The organism is Enterobacteriaceae bacterium Kacie_13 (genome assembly GCA_013457415.1).
In the GTDB taxonomy this organism is placed as follows: domain Bacteria; phylum Pseudomonadota; class Gammaproteobacteria; order Enterobacterales; family Enterobacteriaceae; genus Rahnella.
On sequence record CP045665.1, the window covers coordinates 1,698,646 to 1,725,248 of the forward strand.

A 26,603-nucleotide genomic window follows, 5' to 3' on the forward strand; every position below is an offset into this window, starting at 1 on the left:
GCCAGCAATGCTGGCCTTAGTTTTGTAATCTTTTTGTTAATTAAAAATAGTTTAATTAATTAGAAGGTTGCATTACGTGGTGTGCGTGGGAACGGAATCACGTCCCGGACGTTCTGTACGCCGGTCACATAAGCGACTAAACGTTCAAAGCCCAAACCGAAACCGGAGTGTGGCACAGTGCCGTAACGACGAAGATCGCGATACCACCAATAATCTTCAGTTTTAAGTCCCATTTCGACCATTCTCGCGTCCAATACATCCAGACGTTCTTCACGCTGAGAACCGCCGATGATCTCACCGATGCCCGGTGCTAGTACGTCCATCGCCGCCACAGTTTTGCCATCATCGTTCAAACGCATGTAGAAGGACTTGATATCTTTCGGATAGTTTTTCACCACCACAGGCGCTTTAAAATGTTGCTCAGCAAGATAACGTTCGTGTTCTGAAGAAAGATCGACACCCCATGAAACGGCGTTCTCAAACTTCTGGCCGCAATTCATTAGGATCTCTACTGCTTCGGTGTAATCCACCTGCGCGAAATCAGAGGTTACAAAACGCTCAAGGCGGGCTACCGCATCTTTGTCTACGCGTTCAGCAAAAAAGGCCATATCGTCTGAACGTTCGTTCAACACAGCCTGGAAAACATACTTAAGCATGTTTTCAGCAAGAGATGCGATATCGTCCAGTGTGGCAAAGGCCACTTCTGGCTCAACCATCCAGAACTCAGCGAGGTGACGGCTGGTGTTGGAGTTTTCTGCACGGAACGTCGGCCCGAAAGTGTAAACCTTAGACAGCGCACAAGCGTAAGCTTCGCCGTTCAGCTGCCCGGAAACGGTCAGGAAGGATTCTTTACCGAAGAAGTCTTCGCTGAAATCGATCTCACCTTTATCGGTACGCGGCAGGTTCTGCAGATCCAGCGTGGATACGCGGAACATCTCACCAGCACCTTCGGTATCGGAGGCTGTAATCAGCGGCGTCGATACCCAGAAGTAGCCGTTTTCATGATAGAAACGATGAATTGCCTGAGACAGTGTGTTACGCACGCGGGCCACCGCGCCAATCAGGTTAGTGCGTGGACGCAGGTGGGCCACTTCACGCAGATATTCGATGCTGTGACGTTTAGCCGCCATCGGATATGTATCAGGATCATCCACCCAGCCGACCACTTTAATGGCAGTCGCCTGCAGCTCAAAGCTCTGGCCTTCGCCAGGGGAGGCGACAACAGTACCGGTGACTTCAACAGAACAGCCGGTCGTCAGGTGCAGAACCTCATCCTGATAATTGGGCAGAGAATTATTGACGACGGCCTGTAATGGATTAAAGCAGGAGCCGTCATAAACGGCGAGGAATGAGATACCAGCTTTAGAATCTCTCCGGGTACGTACCCAACCGCGTACGGTGACTTCACTGTCAACCGCAGCACGGCCTTGCAGTACGTCGACTACAGGCACAACGCTCATAGATTTCTCTCTTTCTTTATATACAGATGGTGACTAAGAAATAATGGACACCCTATAAAAAGGGATTTTGCTATGTTACTTAGCCTTTCTCAGGACACAAGCAGAAATCGACGTCGCGGCGCAAGAATTGTCAGGCAGAGGCTGGGATAGGCGAAAATTATTGAAGGAATGAATGAAAGCCGAGCGAATTGAATATCATCTATATAAAGGAAAGAAATAATAGGGATGAAAAAGCAGCAAAGCGCCGGAAGTCATTCTCCGGCACTTAGCGAAGAATCAGGAGGCTTTTTTGACCAGCGGCAGATCAAATGCTTTTCGCAGCGCTTTCACAAACGCTTTATCCTGACAGATGGTTTTACCCGGGCTGTCGGAAAGTTTTGCCACCGGCTTACCATTACACTGCACCAGCTTAATGACGATATTCAGCGGTTTCACACCGGGGATATTACAGGTCAGGCGCGTACCGATGCCGAATACCAAATTCACCCGTTTGTGGAAATGGCGATATAAATGCAGCGCCTTATCCAGGTCGAGATTATCTGAGAACACCAGCGTCTTGGTCATCGGATCAATATCCAGCGCCTGATAATGCGCGATGGCTTTTTCACCCCACTCAAACGGATCCCCCGAATCATGGCGCAGGCCCTGATAGGCGTTGGCGAATTTCGGTCCGAAATCACGCAGGAAAGCATCCATGGTTATGCAGTCAGTGAGGGCGATACCGAGTTGATCAGGATATTCGTCCAGCCAGGCTTGTAACGCCGCGCGCTGACTGTTAGCCAGCACCGGGCTGATTTGCTGATGCGCCTGAAACCATTCGTGTGCCTGCGTTCCGACGGGTGCCAGCTGCAACTTATGGGCGAGATCGTAGTTGCTGGTACCGACCAGATAAGGGAACTCATTTTTAAGCGTACTGACAATGGCTTCCTGCACCTCGCCCGAGAAACGGCGGCGCGTACCGAAATCCATCAGTCGGAAAGCGGAAAGATCGATATCTGAGGCCTGCTCATTAAAGCTGACCAGATTTTTACGCAGCTGTTCGACCGCCATTTGCGCGGTGATTTGCGGCGAGCGATGGCGATGTACCACTTCGCTGATCACTGCCAGCAGCGGCACTTCCCACATGATCACTTCACGCCACGGCCCTTCGATGCGCACGTGCAGATGTCCGTCGCGGTCGGAAACGGTGACATGTTCCGGATTATAGCGGAACGCTTTAAGCCAGCTGAGATAGTCCTTTGTGAAGAAAGGCAGCCCGGAGAGGTAGGTGAACTCATCGTCGGTCAGCGCCAGTTCGCTCATCAACTGGATTTGCTGACGGATTTCGCCGGCGTATTCGCCAAGCAGTTCATCTCCGCGGCAACGGAACTCTGCTACCACGCTGATGCTGTGATAACGATGGAAAACCGCTTGCTGCATATGAAGCTTGTAGGCATCGGTATCTAACAGCGAAGTCAAAATCGGGGAGGCGTATGGAGTCATAGCGCTTTACAGCATCCTCGTCAGAAACTGAGTGTTTGAACACAAACAACCGTTCCGTAATAAAAACGTTCTGAATAAAACAGCAAAAGTCTGTGAAGTATACCGTAATATCCCGCCAAAGAACCCTCATCACATCATAATAGTCCGTGATGGGTCGAGGCCAAAATGTGCTCACAGGCGGGGTGTACGGCGATTTAAGCTAATTAACGCAATAAATAAGGCACAAATTGATTACATTTTGTGATGCGGATAAGCCTTCACTGAGGGCTGCGCGAACAAAACTCTGTGTTTTGGTTGAAAGGTGCGCATACGAACTCACAACCTTGCAACAATCTGGGATTTCCTGATGCCTGTGTTAGAGTTTAGAGAGAAAGTATGAAGGTCGCCTCAGGTTCTGTGCAGCCCTGTGCTGATGACAAGAACATCCTTCAACGCCATAAATCGTCATCACCATAAACTATGAAAACGCCAAAAGGTTTTTTATGACTCAACTGCCGCAAGCCAAGTTCCGCCACGATTATCGTGCGCCGGACTACACCATCACGGATATCGACCTTAATTTCGAGCTTGATGCACAGAAGACGGTTGTGACGGCTATCAGCCAGATCAAACGTTTGGGCGCAGAAGGCGCTTCCCTGACGCTCAATGGTGAAGACCTCCAGCTGGTCAGTCTGAAAATCAACGGTCAGGACTGGCCGAAGTATCAGTTGCAGGAGGGGACTCTGGTGATCGACGGTCTGCCGGAAGCGTTTGAGCTGGCAATCGTCAATGAAATTTATCCGGCGAAAAACACCGCGCTGGAAGGGCTCTACCTGTCAGGCGAAGCACTGTGTACCCAGTGTGAGGCCGAAGGTTTCCGCCACATTACCTATTATCTCGACCGTCCCGATGTGCTGGCGCGTTTCTCCACCCGCATCGTTGCCGATAAAGCCCGCTACCCGTACCTCCTGTCGAACGGAAACCGTATCGATCAGGGCGAACTGGAAGGCGGAAAGCATTGGATCAAATGGCAGGATCCGTTCCCTAAACCTTGCTACCTGTTTGCGCTGGTGGCGGGTGATTTCGACGTACTGCGCGATACCTTCAAAACCCGTTCAGGCCGTGACGTGGCGCTGGAATTGTTTGTTGACCGCGGCAATCTGGACCGTGCTGGCTGGGCGATGGAATCCCTGAAACAGTCAATGAAATGGGACGAAACCCGTTTCAATCTCGAATACGATCTTGATATCTTTATGATTGTCGCCGTTGATTTCTTCAATATGGGCGCGATGGAAAACAAAGGCCTTAACGTCTTTAACTCCAAATACGTGCTGGCGAAAGCCGAAACCGCCACCGACAAAGATTACCTCGGTATTGAAGCGGTGATCGGCCATGAATACTTCCATAACTGGACCGGTAACCGCGTGACCTGCCGCGACTGGTTCCAGCTCAGCCTGAAAGAAGGCCTGACTGTTTTCCGCGATCAGGAATTCAGCTCCGACCTCGGTTCGCGCTCGGTCAACCGTATCGATAACGTCCGCGTAATGCGTGGCGCGCAGTTCTCTGAAGATGCCAGCCCGATGGCGCACCCGATCCGCCCGGATAAAGTCATCGAAATGAATAACTTCTACACCCTGACGGTGTATGAGAAAGGTTCTGAAGTCATCCGTATGCTGCATACTCTGCTGGGCGAAGAGAAATTCCAGGCCGGTATTCAGCTGTATTTCGAACGTCATGACGGCAGCGCAGCGACCTGTGATGATTTCGTACAGGCGATGGAAGATGCATCCAATGTCGATTTATCGCTGTTCCGCCGCTGGTACAGCCAGTCCGGTACGCCGGTGCTTACCGTACGTGACGATTATGATGTAGAAAAGCAGCAGTACACTCTGACCGTCAGCCAGAAAACCCCGCCGACGCCGGATCAGACCGAAAAGCTGCCGCTGCATATTCCGCTGGATATCGAGCTGTATGACCCGCAGGGCAACGTCATTGTATTGAAGCAGGATGGTCAGATTGTCAGCAACGTGCTCAACGTCACCGAAGCGGAGCAGACCTTCATCTTCGAAGACGTGAAAGCGCCGCCGGTGCCTTCTTTATTACGTGAATTCTCCGCACCGGTGAAACTCGATTACAAGTGGGGCGATCATCAGCTGACTTTCCTGATGAAGTACGCGCGTAACGATTTCGCCCGCTGGGATGCGGCGCAAAGCCTGCTGGCGATTTACATCAAACTGAACGTTGCGCGTCATCAGCAAAAACAGCCGTTGTCTCTGCCACTTCATGTGGCTGATGCGTTCCGCGCAGTATTGCTGGATGAGAACATCGACCCGGGACTGGCGGCGCAAATCCTCACGTTGCCGTCGGATAACGAAATCGCCGAACTGTTTGATATTATCGATCCGGAAGCGATAAGCGCCGTGCATGAAGCGATTACCCGCTGTCTGGCGACTGAAATGGCCGATGAGTTCCTTGCCGTTTATAACGCCAACCGTCTGCCTGGCTATCGGGTGGTACATGAGGATATCGGTAAACGTACCCTGCGTAACACCTGCCTGCGCTATCTGGCCTTCGCCGATGTGACGCTGGCCGATCAGCTGGTGAAAACCCAGTTTGAGCAGGCAGACAACATGACCGATTCTCTGGCCGCGATGTCTGCGGCGGTTTCTGCGCAACTGCCTTGCCGTGAGGCGCTGATGGCGGCTTACGATGAGCGCTGGCATCATGACGGTCTGGTGATGGATAAATGGTTTATCCTGCAAGCCACCAGCCCGGCCGCCGACGTTCTGCAGAAAGTGCGTTCATTGCTCAATCACCGTTCGTTCAGTATGGGTAACCCGAACCGCGTACGTTCCCTTATCGGCGCATTTGCGTCTGCCAATCCTTCTGCGTTCCATGCAGCGGACGGCAGCGGTTATCAGTTCCTGACCGAAATGCTGACAGATCTAAACACCCGTAACCCACAGGTGGCGGCACGTATGATCGAGCCGTTGATTCGTCTTAAACGTTATGATGCAGGCCGTCAGGCGCAGATGCGCAAGGCGTTGGAACAGCTGAAAGGGCTGGAAAACCTGTCCGGTGATTTGTTCGAGAAAATCACTAAAGCGTTAGACGCGTAATCAAAAAGTATAAATGGCAAAGGGCGATGGAAACATCGCCCTTTTTATATTCAAAGATCTCTAAAAAAGTTATCGCTGCGCGCGTTTCGCCTCCGATGAAGCTGTCTGAGCGGGCTGTGGCGTGAGAACGCGCTCCAGCACTTCTGCTTCCAGCTCTGCCAGTCTTGCCGAACTCTTACGGCGTGGACGCGGTAAATCTACGGTCAAATCCATCCCAATCTGCCCCTGATCAATAAGGATCACCCTGTCGGCGACCGTCACTGCTTCACTCACATCATGTGTCACCAGCAGCACGGTAAAATCATGCTGTTGCCACAAGCGTTCGATCAAACTTTGCATTTCGATGCGCGTCAGGGCATCCAGCGCACCGAGCGGTTCATCCAGTAACAACAGGCGAGGGCGATGGATTAACGCACGCGCCAGGGCCACGCGCTGCTTTTGTCCGCCTGACAGTGCTGAAGGCCATTCCTCGGCGCGATCCGCCAGTCCGACTTCTTCCAAAGCCGCCAGCGCGGCTTCACGCCATTTGCCTTTTAAACCTAATCCGACGTTATCAATCACTTTCTTCCACGGCAGCAGGCGGTCGTCCTGAAACATCAGCCGCGTATCATCGCGCACCTGACTCAGCGGGGCGCTGGCGCTGAGCAGTTCGCCGTGGGTGGTTTTTTCCAGCCCGGCGAGCAGGCGTAATAACGTACTTTTTCCGCAGCCACTACGGCCAACTACCGCTACAAACTGGCCGGGCGGGATGCGCAGATTAATGTCATTGAGCACGGTACGATTGCCGTACTTTTTAGTGATCCCGGATAGCGTGACCGGCGTGCCTTGCGGGATACGTGCAGGGGCGCTCATGCAGCGTCTCCTTGTTTTTTCTGATAAGCGGGGTGCCAGCGCAGCCAGACACTTTCCAGCTGGCGGGCTAAAATATCGGCCAGTTTGCCAAGAATTGCGTACAGCACGATGGCAACTACCACAACGTCAGTTTGTAAAAATTCGCGGGCATTCATTGCCAGATAACCGATGCCAGAATTCGCTGAAATAGTTTCGGCGACGATCAACGTCAGCCACATGAACCCGAGCGCAAAGCGCACGCCAACCATAATCGACGGCAGCGCGCCTGGTAAAACTACCTGAATGAAAAGCGGGAAACCGGACAAGCCGTAGCTGCGCGACATCTCCAGCAGACCGCGGTCAATATTGCGAATACCGTGATAGGTGTTGAGATAAATCGGGAACAACGTGCCCAGCGCTACCAGGAAAATTTTGGCGGTTTCATCAATGCCAAACCATAAAATCACCAATGGGATCAGGGCCAGATGGGGAATGTTGCGCAGCATTTGCAGGGAGCTGTCGAGCAGGCGCTCGCCCCAGCGTGAAAGTCCGGTAATGAAGCCGAGCAGCAAACCCAGGCTGCCGCCGATGGCAAAACCGGTCAGTGCGCGGAAGGTGCTGATTTTCAGGTTTTGCCACAGATCGCCACTCTTCGCCAATGTCCAGAACGCCTCAACCACCGCGCTGGGCGCCGGAAGAATTCGATTGGATAACCAGCCTGCTTCGACGGCCAACTGCCAGCCGCCAATCAGCGCGACCGGCACAATCCACGGCAAAATACGATTTAACCAGCGTTGTGATGAGGTCATATCCGTACTCCTTAATGCTGGCTGGCGACTTTTTTGTTGGCAAAGTCGTGAGCAACCAGTTCACCGCGTGGCAAAATAGCTTTCTTCACCACGTTGTCTTCTTCCGGTGTCGCCAGATCCAGATGCGGGAACAGCAGTTCGCTGACGCGGTAGGCTTCTTCCAGATGCGGATAACCGGAAAAAATAAAGGTGTCGATGCCCAGATCGGCGTATTCCTGCATACGTGCCGCTACGGTTGGACCGTCGCCTACCAGCGCAGTGCCTGCGCCAGTGCGCACCAGACCGATGCCAGCCCACAAGTTTGGATAAATTTCCAGTTTGTTGCGATCGCCGCCGTGTAACGCCGCCATACGGTGCTGCCCAACGGAATCGGTTTTGGCAAACGCCGCCTGTGCGCGTTGAATGGTTTCATCGTCGATATTGGCAATGAGCCGCTCGGCGGCCTGCCAGGCTTCTTCATTCGTTTCGCGCACAATGACGTGCAGACGGATACCGAAACGCACCGTGCGACCATGGGCAGCAGCTTTCGCGCGAACCTGATCAATTTTTTCTTTCACGGAAGCCGGAGGTTCACCCCATGTCAGATACAGTTCCACTTGTTCAGCGGCCAGATCCTGAGCTTCCTCAGAAGAACCACCGAAATATAACGGCGGGCGAGGGTACTGAACCGGCGGATGCATCAGGCTCGCGCCTTTAACCTGAATGTGTTTGCCTTCGTAATCCACCGTTTCGCCTTCCAGCACGCGACGCCAGATGCGGGTAAACTCGGCGGAAGCTTCGTAACGTTCTTTGTGATTAAGATGAAGACCTTCGGCGGCCAGCTCGGCCGGATCGCCGCCGGTCACCAGATTAAACAACGCACGACCACCGGACAGCCTGTCGAGCGTTGCTGCCTGACGGGCCGCCAGCGTCGGGGAGATAATCCCCGGGCGAAGCGCCACCAGGAATTTCAGCTTCTGGGTAACGGAAATCAATGAAGCGGCCACCAGCCATGAGTCTTCGCATGAACGACCAGTAGGCAGCAGCACGCCGCCGAACCCTAAGCGGTCGGCCGCTTGTGCAATCTGTTGCAGATAACCGTGGTCAACAATGCGCGCACCTTCTTCCGTGCCTAAATAGCGACCGTCGCCGTGGGTAGGTAAAAACCAAAATACGTTCAGACTCATAGGGATACTCCTCTCTCGTTCGTTTCCGCTCGTGGGTGGCGGTTAAATAGTTGGATACTCAGTTTGCTTGTACAGTCGGTTTCCAGATTCGGTCTTTGATGTCGACTTGCTTTGGCAAAATATGGTTTTCGTAGAACAGATCGGCGGTTTGCTGCTGGCGCTTTTCCGTTTCAGCACTGACCGGCGTGATGGGCAAATCCGGCAAATGATCCAGATACGACGCCACCACTTTTTCCGGCAGCCCCATCGACTGGGAAAGCAGTTTGATGCTCTGATCGCGATCGGTTTTGGTCAGCGCATTCGCCTGCGTTAACACCGTCAGAACCTGCTGGATAAACTGCGGATTGGCTTCGGTATATTTTTTCGGCGCAAGATAGAAGGAACCGGTCTGATGCAACGACGAACCATCGATCAGCACCCGAACATTTCCCTGAACTTGTGCGGCAGAGTAGTACGGATCCCAGATGGCCCAGGCATCGACATCATGCTGCTGGAATGCCGCGCGCGCATCGGCGGGCGTCAGATAGACTGGCTGGATATCGCTGAGCTTAAGCCCCGCCTGTTGCAGGGCGCGGATCAGTAAATTGTGCGAGCTGGAACCTTTCTGGAAGGCAACTTTATGACCTTTCAGATCGGCGACGCTTTTGATCGGGCTGTCGTTATCGACCAGAATGACTTCTGCTTTTGGCTTTGGCGGTTCCGAGCCGATATACAGCAAATCTGCGCCCGCTGCCTGCGCGAACAGCGGTGGCAAATCACCGGTGCCGCCTAAATCAATACTGCCGACGTTGAGTGCTTCGAGAATCTGCGGTCCAGCCGGGAATTCGATCCAGGTGATTTTGGTATCGGGAAAACGCGTTTCCAGCAGTTTGTGCGATTTCGCCAGCACCAGCCCGACAGATCCCTTCTGGTAAGCGATGCGCAGTTGTTCCGGCGCTTTTTCTTCGGCCAGTGCGTGGCCGCTTAGGAGAAAGCTGGTAAGCAAACCGGCGACCACTGGCAGGCGGCGTAGTGATGACAAAGAGAATGACGCAGTCATGGTGAATTCCTTTTAGTCAGACGCGCAAAACTTGCGCTGAAAGCGTAGCTGCGGAGGTGGCAATCGGTCGGCGACGGCTGAGTGCCAGATAAAAGTTTTCCAGCGATTCGTTCAGACGTTCGGCAAGTGCCGGATCGAGCGTTGCCGGGAAGGTGTGATAATCGGTAATCAGGCTGTCATCGGCGAATACACCCTGCAAAACTTCTTGCGCTTTCAGCGATGCGAGAACCGGCTTAAGAGCGTAATCCACCGCCAGCATGTGGCCGATAGAACCGGCGGTCGCCAGCGGCAGCACGACTTTATGGTCGAGTGCGCGTTCAGGCAGTAAATCCAGCAGCGTTTTCAGTGCGCCAGAAAATGACGCTTTGTACACCGGCGTCGCCACGATCAACCCGTCCGCGCTCGCCAGTTCAGCAATCAGCTGCTTGAGTTGCGGGCTGGAGAAATTTGCGAATAGCAGATCGTCAGCGGAGAAATCCTGAAGATTGTAGGTAAAGACTTCCACACCACGGCTTGCCAGCCACTGGTGGCTAAGTGCCAGCAGGGAAGAAGAGCGGGACGGCTGTCGGGGGCTGCCTGCGAGGGAAATAACGCGCATGTTTATTCTTCCTTATAACAATATGTTATAGAACCATCATTATTCTTAACAAAGTGGATTAAAACTAGCAGGCAACGCTGTGGGAGCGGAAATCTTAATTTTGGCTATTCATAGTCACAAAACGGATAAAGACAGCAGACGGACAGGTCGAGATGGCAGGGGGAAGTGCGTAAAACGTGAATCGAAAGTAAATAGAAAGTAATCGTTTGCGCAGAAACGCATTTATTGCCACAAATGCTCGGTTAACGTTTCCAATTGGCTGACGGTTAGTCGATAATACCGCCCCGTCTAGCCACCGGGAATCCAGGAGTCTCCATGTATTATCCTCTTGTCAGGAAAGCACTGTTTCAGCTCGATCCAGAGCGCGCACACGAGTTAACCTTTCGTCAGCTGAGCCGCATTTCCGGCACTCCCCTTGAATTTTTGATCCGCCAGTCTGTGCCAACTAAACCTGTCAGCTGCATGGGATTATCTTTTAAAAACCCATTAGGTCTGGCCGCAGGTCTGGATAAAGATGGCACCTGTATTGATGCGTTTGGGGCAATGGGCTTTGGATTTGTAGAAGTGGGCACCGTTACACCGCGTGCGCAGGACGGAAATGAAAAACCCCGTATATTCCGAATCGTTGAAGCAGAAGGTCTGATTAACCGCATGGGTTTTAATAACCACGGCGTCGACAATCTGGTCAATAACGTCAAAAAATCCCATTTTGGCGGCATCATCGGCATTAATATTGGTAAGAATAAAGATACCCCGGTTGAGCAAGGTAAAGACGATTATCTGACCTGTATGGAGAAGGTATATCCGTATGCGGGCTATATCGCGGTGAATATTTCATCGCCAAACACGCCGGGATTACGTTCACTGCAATACGGCGAAGCGCTGGATGATTTACTGGCGGCGATCAAGAATAAGCAGCTTGAGCTTCAGCAGCGGCACCAGAAATATGTGCCGGTTGCCGTGAAGATCGCGCCGGATCTTTCACAAGAAGAATTGATCCAAATAGCCGACAGTCTGGTGCGTCATAATATAGATGGCGTTATAGCGACCAACACAACGCTTGATCGTAAACTTGTCCAGGGACTTAATTATTGCGAACAAGTGGGTGGCCTCAGCGGACGTCCGGTGCAGCTGCGCAGTACAGAAATCATCCGTATGTTGTCGAATGAATTACAAGGTCGCCTCCCTATTATTGGCGTCGGAGGGATTGATTCTTTAACCGCAGCGCGCGAAAAAATGGCGGCGGGTGCATCTTTAATTCAAATCTATTCCGGATTTATCTTCAAAGGCCCGCGTCTCATCAAAGATATTGTCACCCACATCTAATATTTTTCATCCCGAAGACGAGTCAGGGGTTTATTTATTAATCCGGCTCGTCTATATTTTGTCCACTGACCTTAATTAAGACTCAGGATTTGTCTGATTTCTTTTCATTATAAAAAATTCTATTCTTAACGGAATAGCAGGTAATGAAGTCAGATTGGCGGGCATTGAGGGTGAACAGGATGACGAAATGAAAATCAAACCAGATGATAATTGGCGTTGGTATTTTGATACTGAACACGACCGGCTGATGCTGGATCTGGCCAATGGCATGATTTTTCGTTCCCGTTTCCCGGCTAAAATGTTAACGCCTGACGCTTTCGGCGAAATGACATTTTGCGTTGATGACGCCGCGTTATATTTTGATTTCGAAGAGCAATGTAAACAGATTAAACTCGGAGCCGAGCAACGCGCCGAATTAGTATTAAACGCCTTAGTCGCTTATCGCTTCTTAAAACCGCTGATGCCTAAGAGCTGGCACTTTAGTCACCAGGTGCATCCTTTCCAGCCAGGTAACGGACAACTTGCCCAGGTGCAGGTGATGGAAAGCGGTGAGCAGGCTACATTACTTATTGTGGAATCCGGCGACAATGCCAGTCTGTGCCTGCTGGCGCAGGAAAGACTGACGGTGGCCGGGCGGGGAATGGTGTTGGGCGATGCGATTAAGATTATGCACGATCGTCTGATGCCAGCCACTGTCCGCACCAGTAATCGCGACCTTTACGATCAGGCGGTTTAATCCTTTATCTTTTTGATTGAGTCAAATACTGATAAAGCCCGCCTGACTTTCCTGCCTGTTTCAAATATTTTAGCCGAGCACGATGTCTGATGCCGGAATACAGCTGCATGCCAAAATCGTCCCGTCTTTCCCCACCGCGCTTTCTTTCAGCGGCGAAACCTGCCCGTCTTGTAGCGTCATTTTACAGGCTCCGCAAATCCCTGCCCTGCAAGAATAAGGGATGCGTAACCCCTGTAACTCAAGCTGTTCGAGTAAAATCTGCTGATTGTTGCCGGTAAATTCGGTTCCCTGATAATTTATCGTCAGAGTCTGCGCGCTGTTTTTAGGTGCTTCAATGCTTTCAACCACTTTACCGGCGCCGTAAAGGCGCGGCGGTTTAGTCGCCAGCACCTGCACGCTGTCGCCAGCGCGAATCACGCCGGTATTGCGGGCAATCATGTTCTGACCGAAATCAACATCGCCGTCGCTGGCCGTCCGGTAACTTTGCAGCGTTTTCAGCGGTTCGCCGCCGGGATGTTTGCGCCCCTTCTCAATGCTGACCGTGGTGAAAATACAGCGGCTGCACGGTTTAACCAGATCGAAAATAACCTCGCCAACACGGATCGTTTGCCAGGTATCTTCGGCATAAGCCTCAGCACCGCTGACCACAATGTTGGGGCGGAACTGCTCCGTTCTGACGCCACCTGGACATCGGCCTTGCAAATCCAGCATGGAGGCTTCATTGATCAACAGATACGGGAATCCGTCGGCAAATGAAAGCGGCACTTCAGGATGTTTTTTTACCCGGCGGGTCGGTTCTTCGCCGACCCAGCGCAGTTGAACTTCACGCTTTAAATAACCACTTAACCAGCGATTTACCGGTTCTGGCGCGATGAGTGAGGTAAACTGATTGCCCCAGACTTCTGTCGGCGCGTTCTGGCCGTTGAATTCAGCGAATTTGACGCTGATGCTGTCGCCTTCTGGTGCGGCGATCATCAGACCATCGGGTAACAGAACCGGGGTGAACAACACCAGATTCGGATACTGGCGGGCGGTAATAAACATGCCATGAGGATCCGTCAGCATAAACTGGCGGTCAAATGCCAGACCCGTCGCCGTGACCAGTGCATGTGAAACTTGCAGGCCGCGCATGGATTTTATCGGGTGAACAAATAAACGTGAAAGAATGGGCACTTAATATCGCCTCTCTGATTTTGATCCTAAAAGAGAACCAGAGACTTTATGACAAGCGCCCGGGATTAGCTATAATGCGCAACTATTTTATTTTTGGTGATATGTCGATATGAACTCTTTGTTTGCCAGCACGGCGCGTGGACTGGAAGAACTGTTAAAAAGCGAACTGGAAACGCTGGGTGCGCAAGCCTGCAAAGTTGTGCAGGGAGGGGTGCATTTTGAAGGTGACGATCGCCTGATGTATAAAAGTTTGCTGTGGAGCCGTCTGGCTTCGCGCATCCTTCTGCCTCTGAACGAATTCAAAGTCCACAGTGACTTAGACCTGTATATGGGCGTGATGGCGATCGACTGGCCGGAAATTTTCAGCGTCGATAAAACCTTCGCGGTCCATTTCAGCGGCCTGAATGACGAAATCCGCAACAGTCAGTACGGTGCATTGAAAGTAAAAGATGCCATCGTTGACAGCTTTACCCGCAAAATGGACGAACGTCCTAATGTCGCTAAACAGCTTCCGGATATCCGGGTTAACGTCTTCCTGCAACGTGACACCGCCAGTGTGGCGCTGGATCTGAGCGGCGAAGGCCTGCATCAGCGTGGCTATCGTGACCTTGCCGGTCAGGCACCCCTGAAAGAAAACCTGGCAGCTGCTATCGTGATGCGTTCCGGCTGGGAGTCCGGCACACCGATGCTGGATCCGATGTGTGGTTCTGGTACTTTGCTTATCGAAGCGGCAATGATCGCCGCCGATCGCGCGCCCGGCCTGCATCGCCCGCACTGGGGTTTCACCGGCTGGAATAAATTTGATACCGAACTGTGGCGTGAACTGACAGCGGAAGCGCAGGTACGTACCCGCCGCGCCGTGCAGGAAACCACCTCGCGTTTCTTTGGCTCTGATATCGACCGCCGTGTGATCGAGATGGCACGTTCCAACGCCCGCCGCGCCGGTGTTTCAGAGTTGATCAGTTTCGAAGCCGCTGAAGTCGGCAAACTGGTGAATCCGTTACCTGAAGGCCCGACAGGCACCGTCATCAGCAACCCGCCATACGGTGAACGTCTGGAAAGCGAACCGGCTCTGATTGCATTACATAACCAGCTGGGCCGCATCATGAAGATGCAGTTCGGCGGCTGGCAGCTGTCGCTTTTCAGCGCATCGCCTGAATTGCTGAGTTGTGTGCAACTGCGCGCCGACCGTCAGTTCAAAGCTAAAAACGGCCCGCTGGAATGCGTACAGAAAAATTATCAGCTTTCTGAAAACCCGACCGGCGCCGCAGGCGTGCAGATGGCAGAAGATTACGCCAACCGTCTGCGCAAAAATGTCAAAAAGCTGGAAAAATGGGCCAAACAGCAGGGGATCGAATGTTATCGTCTGTATGACGCTGATTTGCCTGATTACAACGTGGCCGTCGACCGCTACGGCAGCAAAGTCGTAGTTCAGGAATATGCACCGCCAAAAACGGTTGATGCGCAAAAAGCCCGTCAGCGTCTGTTCGACGTGATAAATGCTACGCTCTCCGTGCTGGATATTTCCTCCAGCCAGCTGGTGTTGAAAACCCGCGAACGTCAGAAGGGCACCAACCAGTACGAAAAACTGGCGCAGAAAGGTGAATTCCAGCTGGTGGAAGAGTTTAACGCTAAGCTTTGGGTGAACCTGACTGATTATCTCGATACCGGTTTATTCCTCGATCACCGCATCGCGCGCAAAATGCTGGGCGAGATGAGCAACGGTAAAGACTTCCTTAACCTGTTTGCTTACACCGGCACTGCCAGTGTTCATGCGGGCCTGGGCGGCGCACGCAGCACTACCACCGTCGATATGTCTCGTACTTATCTGGAATGGGCGGAGAAAAACCTGCGCGTTAACGGCCTGACCGGACGTCAGCATCGCCTGATTCAGGCGGATTGCCTGTCTTACCTCGGCATGTGCGACGAACAATTTGATGTGATCTTCATCGATCCACCGACGTTCTCTAACTCCAAACGCATGGCCGAAAGTTTCGACGTTCAGCGCGATCATCTTTCATTAATGAAAGATTTGAAGCGTATTCTGCGTCGCAACGGTACCATCATGTTCTCCAACAACAAGCGCGGTTTCCAGATGGATCTCGACGGACTGAGCAAGCTGGGTCTGAGCGCGAAAGAAATCACCAGCCAAACCCTGTCACAGGATTTCGCCCGTAATCGTCAAATTCATAACTGCTGGCTGCTGTCCCATGCTGGCGAGGAAAAATAAAGTTTATGTCGTTAATTAGTATGTCAGGTGCCTGGCTGTCATTCAGTGACTCGCCGCTGTTGGATAACACCGAATTGCACATTGAGCCAAACGAGCGCGTGTGTCTTGTGGGCCGTAACGGCGCCGGTAAATCGACGCTGATGAAAATTCTGAACCGCGAAGTGCCGCTCGATGACGGGCGCATTGTGTACGAACAGGATCTGATTGTGGCGCGTCTGCAACAGGATCCGCCGCGCAACGTTGCCGGTACCGTGTTTGATTTCGTCTCTGAGGGCGTGTTCGAGCAGGCTGAGCATCTGAAGGCATATCACGCCATTTCGCATCTGGTCGAAACTGATCCGAGTGAAAAGAACATGAACAAACTGGCTCAGGTGATGGAGATCCTCGATCATCAGGGGCTGTGGCAGCTCGACAGCCGGATTAATGAAGTCTTGTTGAAACTGGGTCTGGATGCGGATACCGAATTGAAATCTCTTTCCGGCGGCTGGCTGCGTAAAGCCGCGCTGGGCCGGGCACTGGTCAGCGCACCACAGATTTTGTTGCTTGACGAACCGACCAACCACCTGGATATCGAGAGTATCGCGTGGCTGGAAGAGTTCCTGAAAGAGTTTCAGGGCAGTATCATCTTCATTTCCCATGACCGTTCTTTCATCCGCAATATGGCGACACGTATTGTCGATCTCGATCGCGGCAAACTGGTGTCCTATCCAGGTAATTACGAAGCTTACCTGCTGGCGAAAGAAGAAGCGTTACGCGTTGAAGAACTGCAAAATGCGGAGTTCGATAAAAAGCTGGCGCAGGAAGAAGTCTGGATCCGTCAGGGTATCAAAGCCCGTCGTACCCGTAACGAAGGCCGTGTTCGCGCCCTGAAAGCGTTGCGTAAAGAGCGCTCTGATCGCCGTGAAGTGATGGGCACCGCCAAAATGCAGGTCGTTGAAGCTTCAACGTCCGGCAAAATTGTCTTCGAAATGGAAGATGTCAGCTACGCGATTGCCGGTAAGCAACTGGTGAGTCATTTCTCAGCACAAGTGATGCGCGGTGATAAAATTGCGCTGGTGGGTCCGAACGGGTGTGGTAAAACCACATTGCTCAAACTGATGTTAAGTCAGATTCAGGCCGACAGCGGCCGCGTTCACTGCGGGACTAAGCTGGAAGTGGCTTACTTCGATCAGCACCGTGCCGAACTTGATCCTGAACGTACCGTGATGGATAACCTTGCCGAAGGTAAACAAGAAGTGATGGTCAACGGCCGCTCACGTCATGTGCTGGGCTATTTGCAGGACTTCCTGTTCCACCCGAAACGCGCGATGACGCCGGTGAAAGCGCTGTCAGGCGGCGAACGTAACCGTCTGCTGCTGGCAAAATTGTTCCTGCGTCCAAGTAACCTGTTGATTCTCGATGAACCGACTAATGACCTGGATGTGGAAACGCTGGAACTGCTGGAAGAAATGATCGACAGCTATCAGGGCACCGTGATGCTGGTGAGCCATGACCGTGAATTCGTGGATAATTCGGCGACAGAATGCTGGATTTACGAAGGTAACGGGGTGATCAACAGTTATGTGGGTGGTTACTTTGATGCGCAGCAGCAGCGTCGCAACCAGAAGCCAATCCGTCAGGTCGCACCGACAGAAAGTAAACCGGCCGCGCAGCCTAAAGCAGAACCGGCCAAACGCACGGCGAACAAGCTCAGCTATAATCAACAACGTGAGCTGGAACAATTGCCTCTGCAAATCAGCACACTGGAAGAAAAAATTGAAGCACTGCAACAGCAGATGAGCGATGCGAACTTCTTCACACTTCCTCATGAAGAAACTCAGCAAGTGCTTGCCGCTTTCGCTGCGGCAGAGCAGGAGTTAGAGCAGGCGTTCGAACGTTGGGAAGCGCTGGAAGCGCAGAAAAACGGCTAACACTGCACGCTTATCGGCAACCGACTTAATGGATAACCGGTTGCCGATATTTTTGGCCTTTCCGCTATTGAGGAGTCGATTGTGTGTTCTGATGCCCATGGCCCGCACATCTTATGCCCCCAATGCGACATGCTGGTGGCAATACCTGGTTTGCATATCGGGCAAAAGGCCGTTTGTCCCCGTTGCCATACGACGCTGACAACCCGCTGGAATGAACCGCGCAGACGTCCTGTCGGTTACGCAATCAGCGCCTTATTTATGTTGGCGCTGGCCAACCTTTTCCCCTTCGTTAATATGAACGTTGCCGGTCTGAGCAGCGAAGTTACGCTGGTACAGATCCCGCAGGTACTGGTGTCAGAAGATTACGCCAGTATGGCATCCCTTTTTATGATCGTCGTGCAATTGCTTCCGGCAATCTGCATGGTGTCGATCATCATCCTTTATCATGGGATGAATATCCCTGTTCACTGGAAAGTCAGTATCGCCCGCACCCTGTTCAGGCTGAAAAGCTGGTGCATGGTGGAGATTTTTCTCGCCGGCGTTCTGGTCAGCTTCGTGAAACTGATGGCCTACGGGGATGTGGGGGTGGGTACCAGTTTCATCCCTTATGTTCTGTTTTGTTTGCTGCAACTGCGGGCTTTCCAGTGTACCGATCGTTTCTGGTTATGGCAGCACATCGAGCCAGCGCCAGCGGTGGAACAACCCGTTCGCGTGGGTGAAAGCGGTCTGCGTCAGGGACTTCGCTCTTGTCACTGCTGCATGGCAATTTTGCCTGTCGATCAGACCGAGTGTGGCCGTTGTAAAAGCAAAGGGCATGCGCGACGTAGAAACAGCCTGCAGTGGACGATGGCGCTGCTGGTCACCTCAGTTTTGTTATATCTCCCGGCGAATCTGCTGCCTATCATGATCACGCAGGTTCTCGGAACCCCGATGCCCTCAACGATCATGGCCGGTGTTGTGCTGCTGTGGAGTGACGGTTCGTACCCGGTGGCTATGGTGATTTTTATCGCCAGTATCATGGTGCCGACCTTAAAAATGATTGCCATTGCGTGGCTGTGCTGGGACGCAAACAGCAATAAAGAAATCGACCGTGAAAGGTTGCATGTGATTTATGAACTGGTTGAATTTGTCGGCCGCTGGTCGATGATCGACGTGTTTGTAATCGCGGTACTTTCTGCACTGGTAAGAATGGGGCAGCTCATGAGTATTTATCCGGACATCGGCGCGCTGCTTTTTGCTGGCGTCGTCATCCTCACTATGTTCGCTGCAATGACGTTTGACCCAAGGCTCATTTGGGATCGTGCTGGAATGAAGTCTACAAAGGAGCCAAAAAATGGCAGGAAATAATATGGCAGAGCATGACGGAACGGCCAAAGTAGAAAAGATAAAACGCTGGTCACCAGTGTGGATTGTCCCGATCGTCACTGCGCTAATCGGGGCATGGATCCTGTTTTACCACTATAGCCATCAGGGACCGGAAGTCACTCTGATCACCACCACGGCTGAAGGGATTGAGGGCGGGAAAACCACCATCAAAAGCCGAAACGTCGACGTGGGTAAAGTAGAGTCCGTGACGCTCAGCGAGAACCTGCAGCAGGTGATCATCAAGGCGCGTTTGAACACCGGTATGGAAAAAATGCTGCGTAATGATTCCGTGTTTTGGGTGGTGAAACCGCAAATCGGCCGCGAAGGTGTCTCCGGTCTGGGCACATTGTTGTCCGGTGCGTATATTCAGCTACAACCGGGCAATAAAGGCAGCGAAAAATCAGAATATAAACTTGATGACTCACCGCCGCTGGCCTCGCCGGATGCTAAAGGCATCCGCGTGGTGCTGGAGAGTGAACGCTCTGGCCAGCTTAGCCCCGGTGACCCGGTGTTGTTCCGTGGTTTCCAGGTGGGCACGGTTGAAACCAGCCACTTTGATCCGCAAGCCCGTAACATCAAATATCAGCTGTTCATCCGCGCACCTTACGACACGCTGGTGTCCGACAATGTTCGCTTCTGGAAAGACAGCGGCGTGAATTTTGATATGTCAGCTGCGGGTATGCGTGTGGAGATGGGCTCTCTGACCACCTTGTTTAGCGGAGGCGTCAGCTTTGATATTCCCAATGGCTGGACGCAAGGTCAGGCCGCCAAAAACGGCGACAATTATCAGCTGTTTGACGATCAGAAAAGTATTCAGGAATCGCTGTATACACGCCACATGGATTACGTGATGTTCTTCTCTGACTCCGTTCGCGGCCTGCAACCGGGTGCTCCGGTTGAATTCCGTGGCATCCGTCTGGGGACCGTAGCCGAAGTGCCTTATCCGCTGAATGTGATGAACCAGCAAATCACCGACGATTATCGCATTCCGGTGCTGATCCGCATCGAGCCTGATCGCTTTGACCAACTGTTGGGTAGTAATTTCAATATCGAAGATCATATCCGCGATGGTATCGCGCACGGCCTGCGCGCTTCGATGAAATCTGCCAACCTGCTGACGGGTTCAATGTTTATCGATCTGGATTTCTATCCGAATGAAAAACCGTGGAAAGGGCCGCTGGAAATTGCCGGACATAAACTGCTGCCGACTGTGAGTGGCGGATTCGCGCAGATCCAGCAGAAACTGATGACCACGCTGGATAAAATCAACAATCTGCCGATTGAACCTATGTTGCGTGAAGCCACCAGTACGCTCGCCGAAAGTCAGAGAACCATGAAGTCAACGCAAAAAACGATTGAGTCTCTGAATGCGATTGTCAGCAGCAAAGAGATGAAGGCGTTGCCTCAGGATATGCAGCAGACGCTGATCCAGCTGAACCGCAGCCTGAAAGGTTTCCAGCCGGGTTCACCTGCGTACGGTAATCTGGTGGGCGATATGCAAAGTCTGGATAAGACCTTGCGTGAGCTTCAGCCGGTCCTGAAAACCCTGAACCAGAAAAGTAACGCTTTGATTTTCGCAGCCCCAGGGCAAGATGATCCTCAGCCGAAGAAGGCCAAATAATGAAAAAATGGATACCTGTCGTCTTAGCATTATTCCTGACCGCCTGTAGTAGCAGCGATCAGAAAACCTACTACCAGTTACCGGTGATGAGCAGTGCACCGGCGACGGGCAGCGTGATGTCATCAGGCATAATGGAGCAGCGTAAGCTGTGGGTGGAGCACGTGAGCGTGGCTGATTATCTGGCAGGGTCAGGGCTGGTATATCAGACCAATGATGTGCAATACACGCTGACGCAAAATAACCTGTGGGCCAGCCCACTGGATCAGCAGCTTCAGCAATCACTGGTGACCTATCTGCGCCGGGATTTGCCAGGCTATCTGGTATCCGGTCAGCCTGCCAGTTCTGACGATCAAGATGTGCTGAATGTGAACGTCACCGGTTTCCACGGCCGTTATGATGGCATTGTCGTGGTAAGCGGTAGCTGGACACTGACTCGCCAGGGGCAGACCGTTCAGCGTGATTTCGCACTGAATCTGAAACAGGGGGAAGACGGGTATGACGCTCTGGTCAGAACTCTGGCGACTGGATGGCAGCAAGAAGCAAGCCAGATCGCAGCACAGGTAAGATAAAAACTTTTTAAGCTTAATTTTATTTAAGCTAAATAACAAAAATCCCGGTATCTAAATTTTAGACGCCGGGATTTTTTATTTGTGATCAGCCAGATGTGAATCTTAAGGCGCGATTGTTTTGCGCGCAATCCGATAAAATATCTCAAATTTATGACATTGGCGTGAATTTTGAGCATTGACCTCGTCTGCGATAGCGGCTATTTGTTAGAGGTGGACGCAGAAGCGTACCACTGTTTTCTTTCCACCTAGACCTGAATAAATGAGGGATACAAGGCATGAAGAGACAAAAACGCGATCGCCTGGAACGGGCACAATCACGTGGTTATCAAGCAGGTATTGGCGGGCGCTCAAAAGAGATTTGCCCATACCAATCATTAGATGCCCGATCACATTGGCTCGGGGGTTGGCGACAAGCCATGGAGGTCAGGGCCGTAAACGCTTAAGCGACGACTCTGTCAGAATAAGGAACAACCTCCGCTACGTGCGGAGGTTTTCGTTTGTGGGGCTGGCAGTGGCACAGACGCGGTTTCCGAAAATGTTCTCAATGAAAATAATCAAAAACAAAAATCATCAGACATAAAAATCATTAGACATAAAAAACGGCGAACCTTATAGGCTCGCCGTTCTGTCAAACGCGGTATTTTAACGTTTAGAACGCTGCTGCGTCCTTGAACAAACCGACTTTCAGATCGGTCGCGGTGTAGATCACCACACCGTCAACCAGCACTTCACCATCGGCAACGCCCATGATCAGTTTACGGTTGATGACACGTTTGAAGTTCAGGCGATAAGTCACTACTTTAGCCGTAGGCAGAACCTGACCGGTGAATTTCACTTCGCCGACACCGAGTGCGCGGCCTTTGCCTTCGCCACCGAGCCAGCCAAGATAGAAGCCCACTAACTGCCACATGGCGTCCAGACCCAGACAACCAGGCATCACCGGGTCACCGATGAAGTGGCAGCCGAAGAACCACAGGTCAGGATTGATATCCAGTTCAGCTTCTACATAGCCTTTGCCATGGGTGCCGCCATCTTCTTGCATCTTGACGATGCGATCCATCATCAGCATGTTGCCTGACGGTAACGGAGGACCGCCAGCGCCGAAGAGTTCACTGCGCCCGGAAGCTATGAGGTCTTCTTTCGTATAGGAATCGCGTTTATCTACCATGTTCTATGTAAGCCTTATTTTAATGAAGGGCGAAGATTAGCTTACAGCTGTAAGCTGAACAACTCCGATCAGCTGTGATTAAACCAGTTCAACCAACGAAGAGGCCAGGGATAACGTGGGCCACCTTGCGATGTTGCCAGCGCAATGCGCTGCTGGATCAACCCCAACAAACTCGGGCGTTCTTCCTCACCTTCCCCTTCGTTTGAGTAAATCAGTCCGGTCAGGATAGGCAGCGCTTCAGCTGCATTATCGACTGCCCATAAATGAAACTGGCCTTCGCGAACGGCGTCCAGGACCTGTGGATGCAGGCACAAGTTACGCACGTTGCTGGTTGGCAGAATGACCCCTTGCTTACCGGTCAAACCGCGACGCTGACAAACTTCGAAGAAACCTTCGACTTTCTCATTAACGCCACCAATAGGTTGCACGTTCCCAAACTGATCGACAGAACCTGTCACCGCAATTTGCTGGTTAATCGGCTGCATCGAGAGCGCACTGATCAATGCGCAAAGTTCAGCCAGGGAAGCGCTGTCGCCATCCACTTCTCCATAAGACTGCTCAAACACAATCGAGGCGGAGAAGGGCAGTGGCTGGTCGAGTTCTAACTCTGAAATCAAAAAGGCCTGCATGATCATCATACCCTTGGCATGAAGATTACCGCCCAGTTCAGCTTTACGCTCGACATCAGTGAATTCACCGTCGCCGGTGTGTACGACACAACTAATGCGCGAAGGTTCACCTAGCGCCCTCGGGTGACCTGGATATTCCAGAACGGAGAGGCCGTTGATCTGGCCAACGACTTCACCTTCGGTTTCAATGCGGATCTGCCCCAGCTCGATTTCATCTTGCATGCGTTCCTGCAAATAGCTCTCACGCCATGCACGGGCATTGGACGCCGCTTCTAACGCTTTCGCGCTCAGAAGCTCGTCTTCATTATAGAGTGCCGCTTCGCTAAGTTGCATATTCAGCCAAACCGGATCTAATGTCAGGCTGCCCTGATCGGTACTCTGTCGGATTGCAATTTTCAGAAACTCTGGCCACGCATCCGGAGCAAGGCGGGGAACCTCCAGCTCATCCGCCAGCGTATTGATATATCCGCACCAGGTTTCCATGTCGCTCGGTTCGGTCAGTGGCAGATCAGCTTCGAATTCACCGTATATGGAAGAATCCATCAGCTCGGGTTCCATATCACTGAGATCCCCCAGAGACACGCGATCACCGACCAAAATCAAGCGGATATCCAACGGCATCGGCGGAATGGTCGCGGGCAGAGGCCGTGTTTCATCAGGTGAAACCCAATGATATTGCCCTTCAGTAATCATCTGCTTCAGACGTAACCACATCAGGGGCTGAGCGAGCAGGCTGCGAATCGACAATACCAGCACGCCACCGTTGATGTGATGTACGAGACCTGGTTCAAGCTGAATCTGGTCTTTATACACGCGGACGCAACCAAACAGCTGTTCGGGCTCAATCCATTCACGGTACTGGCAGGTAAACCTGGCTGCAAAGGCATCTTCTGCCGATTTAGCCGCCAGTAATGTCACTTTGTTACCTTCAATGTGATACCGGTTCCCGACGACGTCATCTGGTTCAGGTACCAGCTCGCTGACCACATTGGAGATACGTGAAAGATACTCGCGATTTTCTTGCGCTTTAAGGATCATAAAGCGGGGGCGCGAGCGGGGGTGACAAAACAGCGTTAAACCATTTTCCAGCCGAGGCTGAGTTCCAGCGAAATCGACAGGGGCTAACTGGGCAGCCGTTGCAAAAATTGCCTCATAAGGCGCGGAGTCGGGCAGTAAAAGCTGCCAGTCAAGTCGGTTATTGGTCAATGTGTTAGCTGTTTTCTATAAAAAGGGAAAGTGCGATTATACAAGAATAAACACGGCTGCATACAATGAGAGTCACGACCGAATCCGAGTTACTGCACATTGCTGAACGGGTGCGCAAAAAACAAACAAAATATGCGGGTTTATTTGCAGTGAAAAATCAAATAAAGCTGTTATGCTTAGTAAAGTTACGTGGTCACATAAGAGTTCACGATGAAATATCAGCAACTGGAAAATCTTGAAAGTGGTTGGAAATGGAAGTACCTGGTCAAAAAACACCGGGAAGGTGAGCGGATCACACGCCATTTAGAAAACAGCGCTGCTCAGGAATCGGTGAATCAACTTCTCAGTTTGGAAAATGAGCCAGTGAAGGTCATGGACTGGATTGCTAACAATATGAATCCGGCACTGGAAAATCGTCTCAAACAAACTATCCGTGCGCGCCGCAAACGTCATTTCAACGCTGAGCATCAGCATACTCGTAAGAAGTCCATCGATCTTGAGTTTCTGGTCTGGCAGCGTTTGGCTGGACTTGCTCAACGGCGTGGCGCGACGTTATCTGATACGATTATTCAGCTGCTCGAAGACGCTGAGCGCAAAGAGAAGTACGCAAATCAGATGTCTTCACTGAAAGAAGATTTACAGCAAATTCTGGGTAAACAAGACAGCTGAAATTCTCGTGATCAATGTGACATGGATAATGGCGACATTGCTGAATTAAAACCCACTTTCAGTCATAAAAATAAGACATAAAAAAACCCCGCCTTGGCGGGGTTTTTGATATCTATAGCAAAAGCTAAAGAGTGTTATTAAGCCTGTGGCTGAGTAACAGTATCTTTGTAGCCTTTAACTTCGATTTCTACACGACGGTCTGGTGCCAGGCAGTCGATCAGAGCAGCACGGCCTTTAACGGAGTCACAGGTAGAACCAGTAACTGGGTTAGATTTACCCTGGCCTTGTGCAGAGATCTTGTTAGCAGGGATACCTTTAGATACCAGGTAATCTACTACGCTCTGAGCACGTTGCTCAGACAGTTTCTGGTTGTATTGTTCTGAACCGATACGGTCGGTGTAACCCAGAACGATAACAGAACCGTCTTTAGGATCGATCGAGCTCAACTGGCTGTACAGCTGATCCAGAGCCTGTTGGCCTTCTGGTTTCAGAGTCGCTTTGTTGAAGTTGAAGAGAACGTCAGATTTCAGAGTGAATTTCTTAGTCTCTACAACTGGAGCTGGAGCTGGTGCCGGAGCAACAACTGGAGCAGCGGCTTCATCTTGACCGAAACGGTAAGAAACACCCACAGCCAGCATGCCGTTATCAGGACGTGCGCCAACTGTAGCCGCGTCACCGATGTTGTTAACCCACTGGTAATCCAGACGGGTAGCCCAGTTTTTGGTAACTGCGTATTCAACACCAACGGCTGCCAGTGGAGAAACACCGGTGTCGTGGTCGCTGATGCGGCCAGCTGCACCATTGTCAAAGTTACCTTTAGAGTCTGCACGCCAGACCATACCACCCAGACGGGTGTAGATGTCCAGATCGTCAGTCAGTGGGTAGCTCAATTTAGCAGCCAGCTGAACGCCTTGTGCTTTGAACGCGCCGTTGTTTACGCTGCCTTTAGAAGGCATGCGACCAAGCCAGTCATATCCCATTTCAAAGCCCAGGTATTGGTTCGCTTGGTAACCCAAGAACGCACCTGCACCCAGTTGGCTTTCGTGGGTAGGGCCGTTGCCGATACCTTCGTAAGCATTTGCGAAACCAGTGTCATGGTATTGGGACCAGCCCAATTTACCACCGGTATACCAGGTGTTATCTTTAGGGGCGGCTTGCGCTACGGTAGCGAAACCTGCCAGTGCCACTGCTAATGCGATAGCTGTCTTTTTCATTTTTGCGCCTCGTTATCATCCAAATAGGCAATTGAGCTTTAAGCTGTAAGCCCTTGGTTAAAATCCTTACGCCAAGGTTATTGCTTCAATTAGGAACTTGCCACTTTACGTTGGCATTATAGAGCAACCTTGGCGTTGTAAAGTCTACAACGTGGCGCGAAACTTACAAGCTTGAAGTGTTAACACCGTGGAAAAAAAGGGAAAAATGTACACATTTCTTAACGTGTTTGACCTTTTGTTGACAAAACATGAAGGATATCTGCGTCAGGAATGCCCGTTTTTACTGGCTTTGGCGCTTGTTACA

The 26,603-nt window shown here is 51.7% G+C and carries 21 protein-coding genes; 10 read left to right on the forward strand and 11 right to left on the reverse strand.

What is annotated here, in order from left to right:
* Positions 1–59: 59 nt before the first annotated feature.
* Positions 60–1,460 carry an asparagine--tRNA ligase gene (gene asnS, locus GE278_07700; protein QLK60653.1) on the reverse strand — a complete coding sequence of 467 codons (1,401 nt, stop codon included), beginning with the start codon at positions 1,458–1,460 and terminating at the stop codon, positions 60–62.
* Positions 1,461–1,736: 276 nt separating this feature from the next.
* Positions 1,737–2,942 carry a nicotinate phosphoribosyltransferase gene (pncB, locus tag GE278_07705; GenBank protein QLK60654.1) on the reverse strand — a complete coding sequence of 402 codons (1,206 nt, stop codon included), beginning with the start codon at positions 2,940–2,942 and terminating at the stop codon, positions 1,737–1,739.
* A 482-nt stretch (positions 2,943–3,424) separates the two neighbouring features.
* Here pncB and pepN point away from each other — a divergent pair, with 482 nt between their 5' ends.
* The gene (gene pepN, locus GE278_07710) at positions 3,425–6,040 is read left to right on the forward strand and encodes an aminopeptidase N (GenBank protein QLK60655.1); all 2,616 of its coding nucleotides are present in this window, start codon (positions 3,425–3,427) and stop codon (positions 6,038–6,040) included.
* A gap of 69 nt (positions 6,041–6,109) precedes the next feature.
* Here pepN and ssuB read toward each other — a convergent pair whose 3' ends face one another.
* From ssuB to ssuE, 5 genes are read right to left on the reverse strand one after another with little or no spacing between them, the layout of a single operon-like run.
* Entirely contained in the window at positions 6,110–6,892 is a 783-nt protein-coding gene (ssuB, locus tag GE278_07715) for an aliphatic sulfonates ABC transporter ATP-binding protein (protein ID QLK60656.1), read from the reverse strand.
* Positions 6,889–7,680, reverse strand: coding sequence for an aliphatic sulfonate ABC transporter permease SsuC (ssuC, locus tag GE278_07720; GenBank protein ID QLK60657.1), 792 nt, complete (start codon positions 7,678–7,680; stop codon positions 6,889–6,891). Before ssuC ends, ssuB begins: the two co-directional genes overlap by 4 nt.
* Positions 7,681–7,691: 11 nt before the next feature.
* Positions 7,692–8,846 carry an FMNH2-dependent alkanesulfonate monooxygenase gene (gene ssuD / locus GE278_07725; GenBank protein ID QLK60658.1) on the reverse strand — a complete coding sequence of 385 codons (1,155 nt, stop codon included), beginning with the start codon at positions 8,844–8,846 and terminating at the stop codon, positions 7,692–7,694.
* 58 nt (positions 8,847–8,904) lie between these two features.
* The gene (locus GE278_07730; protein ID QLK60659.1) at positions 8,905–9,885 is read right to left on the reverse strand and encodes an aliphatic sulfonate ABC transporter substrate-binding protein; all 981 of its coding nucleotides are present in this window, start codon (positions 9,883–9,885) and stop codon (positions 8,905–8,907) included.
* 16 nt (positions 9,886–9,901) lie between these two features.
* Entirely contained in the window at positions 9,902–10,483 is a 582-nt protein-coding gene (gene ssuE / locus GE278_07735; GenBank protein ID QLK60660.1) for an NADPH-dependent FMN reductase, read from the reverse strand.
* Positions 10,484–10,798: 315 nt separating this feature from the next.
* Here ssuE and pyrD point away from each other — a divergent pair, with 315 nt between their 5' ends.
* Both pyrD and GE278_07745 read left to right on the forward strand, forming a co-directional pair.
* A complete protein-coding gene (gene pyrD, locus GE278_07740) occupies positions 10,799–11,809 on the forward strand; it encodes a quinone-dependent dihydroorotate dehydrogenase (GenBank protein QLK60661.1) in 1,011 nt (336 codons plus the stop codon).
* Positions 11,810–11,996: 187 nt separating this feature from the next.
* Complete coding sequence (locus tag GE278_07745; GenBank protein ID QLK60662.1) at positions 11,997–12,545, forward strand: cell division protein ZapC; 549 nt, start codon at positions 11,997–11,999, stop codon at positions 12,543–12,545.
* Between the two features lie 69 nt (positions 12,546–12,614).
* On the opposite strand, the gene GE278_07750 is transcribed toward GE278_07745, so the two are convergent.
* Positions 12,615–13,718: an MOSC domain-containing protein gene (locus GE278_07750; GenBank protein ID QLK60663.1), complete on the reverse strand. Its 1,104-nt coding sequence runs from the start codon at positions 13,716–13,718 to the stop codon at positions 12,615–12,617.
* Between the two features lie 109 nt (positions 13,719–13,827).
* On the opposite strand from GE278_07750, the gene rlmKL reads away from it, so the two are divergent.
* The 6 genes from rlmKL to GE278_07780 all read left to right on the forward strand — a co-directional run bounded on the left by rlmKL (position 13,828) and on the right by GE278_07780 (position 21,856).
* Positions 13,828–15,948: a bifunctional 23S rRNA (guanine(2069)-N(7))-methyltransferase RlmK/23S rRNA (guanine(2445)-N(2))-methyltransferase RlmL gene (gene rlmKL, locus GE278_07755; protein ID QLK60664.1), complete on the forward strand. Its 2,121-nt coding sequence runs from the start codon at positions 13,828–13,830 to the stop codon at positions 15,946–15,948.
* Positions 15,949–15,953: 5 nt separating this feature from the next.
* Positions 15,954–17,858: an ABC transporter ATP-binding protein gene (locus tag GE278_07760; GenBank protein ID QLK60665.1), complete on the forward strand. Its 1,905-nt coding sequence runs from the start codon at positions 15,954–15,956 to the stop codon at positions 17,856–17,858.
* Positions 17,859–17,939: 81 nt separating this feature from the next.
* Complete coding sequence (gene pqiA, locus GE278_07765; protein QLK60666.1) at positions 17,940–19,205, forward strand: membrane integrity-associated transporter subunit PqiA; 1,266 nt, start codon at positions 17,940–17,942, stop codon at positions 19,203–19,205.
* On the forward strand, positions 19,192–20,844 hold the full coding sequence (gene pqiB, locus GE278_07770; GenBank protein ID QLK60667.1) for an intermembrane transport protein PqiB: 1,653 nt from the start codon (positions 19,192–19,194) through the stop codon (positions 20,842–20,844). The genes pqiA and pqiB overlap by 14 nt, the downstream gene beginning before the upstream one ends.
* On the forward strand, positions 20,844–21,413 hold the full coding sequence (gene pqiC, locus GE278_07775; protein QLK60668.1) for a membrane integrity-associated transporter subunit PqiC: 570 nt from the start codon (positions 20,844–20,846) through the stop codon (positions 21,411–21,413). Before pqiB ends, pqiC begins: the two co-directional genes overlap by 1 nt.
* Positions 21,414–21,688: 275 nt before the next feature.
* Entirely contained in the window at positions 21,689–21,856 is a 168-nt protein-coding gene (locus tag GE278_07780) for a ribosome modulation factor (GenBank protein QLK60669.1), read from the forward strand.
* A 206-nt stretch (positions 21,857–22,062) separates the two neighbouring features.
* Here GE278_07780 and fabA read toward each other — a convergent pair whose 3' ends face one another.
* Both fabA and GE278_07790 read right to left on the reverse strand, forming a co-directional pair.
* A complete protein-coding gene (fabA, locus tag GE278_07785) occupies positions 22,063–22,581 on the reverse strand; it encodes a bifunctional 3-hydroxydecanoyl-ACP dehydratase/trans-2-decenoyl-ACP isomerase (GenBank protein QLK60670.1) in 519 nt (172 codons plus the stop codon).
* 68 nt (positions 22,582–22,649) lie between these two features.
* Positions 22,650–24,416, reverse strand: a complete 1,767-nt coding sequence (locus tag GE278_07790) for an AAA family ATPase (protein QLK60671.1) — start codon at positions 24,414–24,416, stop codon at positions 22,650–22,652.
* Positions 24,417–24,626: 210 nt separating this feature from the next.
* On the opposite strand from GE278_07790, the gene matP reads away from it, so the two are divergent.
* Positions 24,627–25,085 (forward strand): macrodomain Ter protein MatP, encoded by a 459-nt coding sequence (gene matP / locus GE278_07795; protein QLK60672.1) that lies wholly within the window; start codon positions 24,627–24,629, stop codon positions 25,083–25,085.
* Positions 25,086–25,222: 137 nt separating this feature from the next.
* Here matP and ompA read toward each other — a convergent pair whose 3' ends face one another.
* Entirely contained in the window at positions 25,223–26,299 is a 1,077-nt protein-coding gene (gene ompA, locus GE278_07800; protein QLK60673.1) for a porin OmpA, read from the reverse strand.
* Positions 26,300–26,603: the final 304 nt, after the last annotated feature.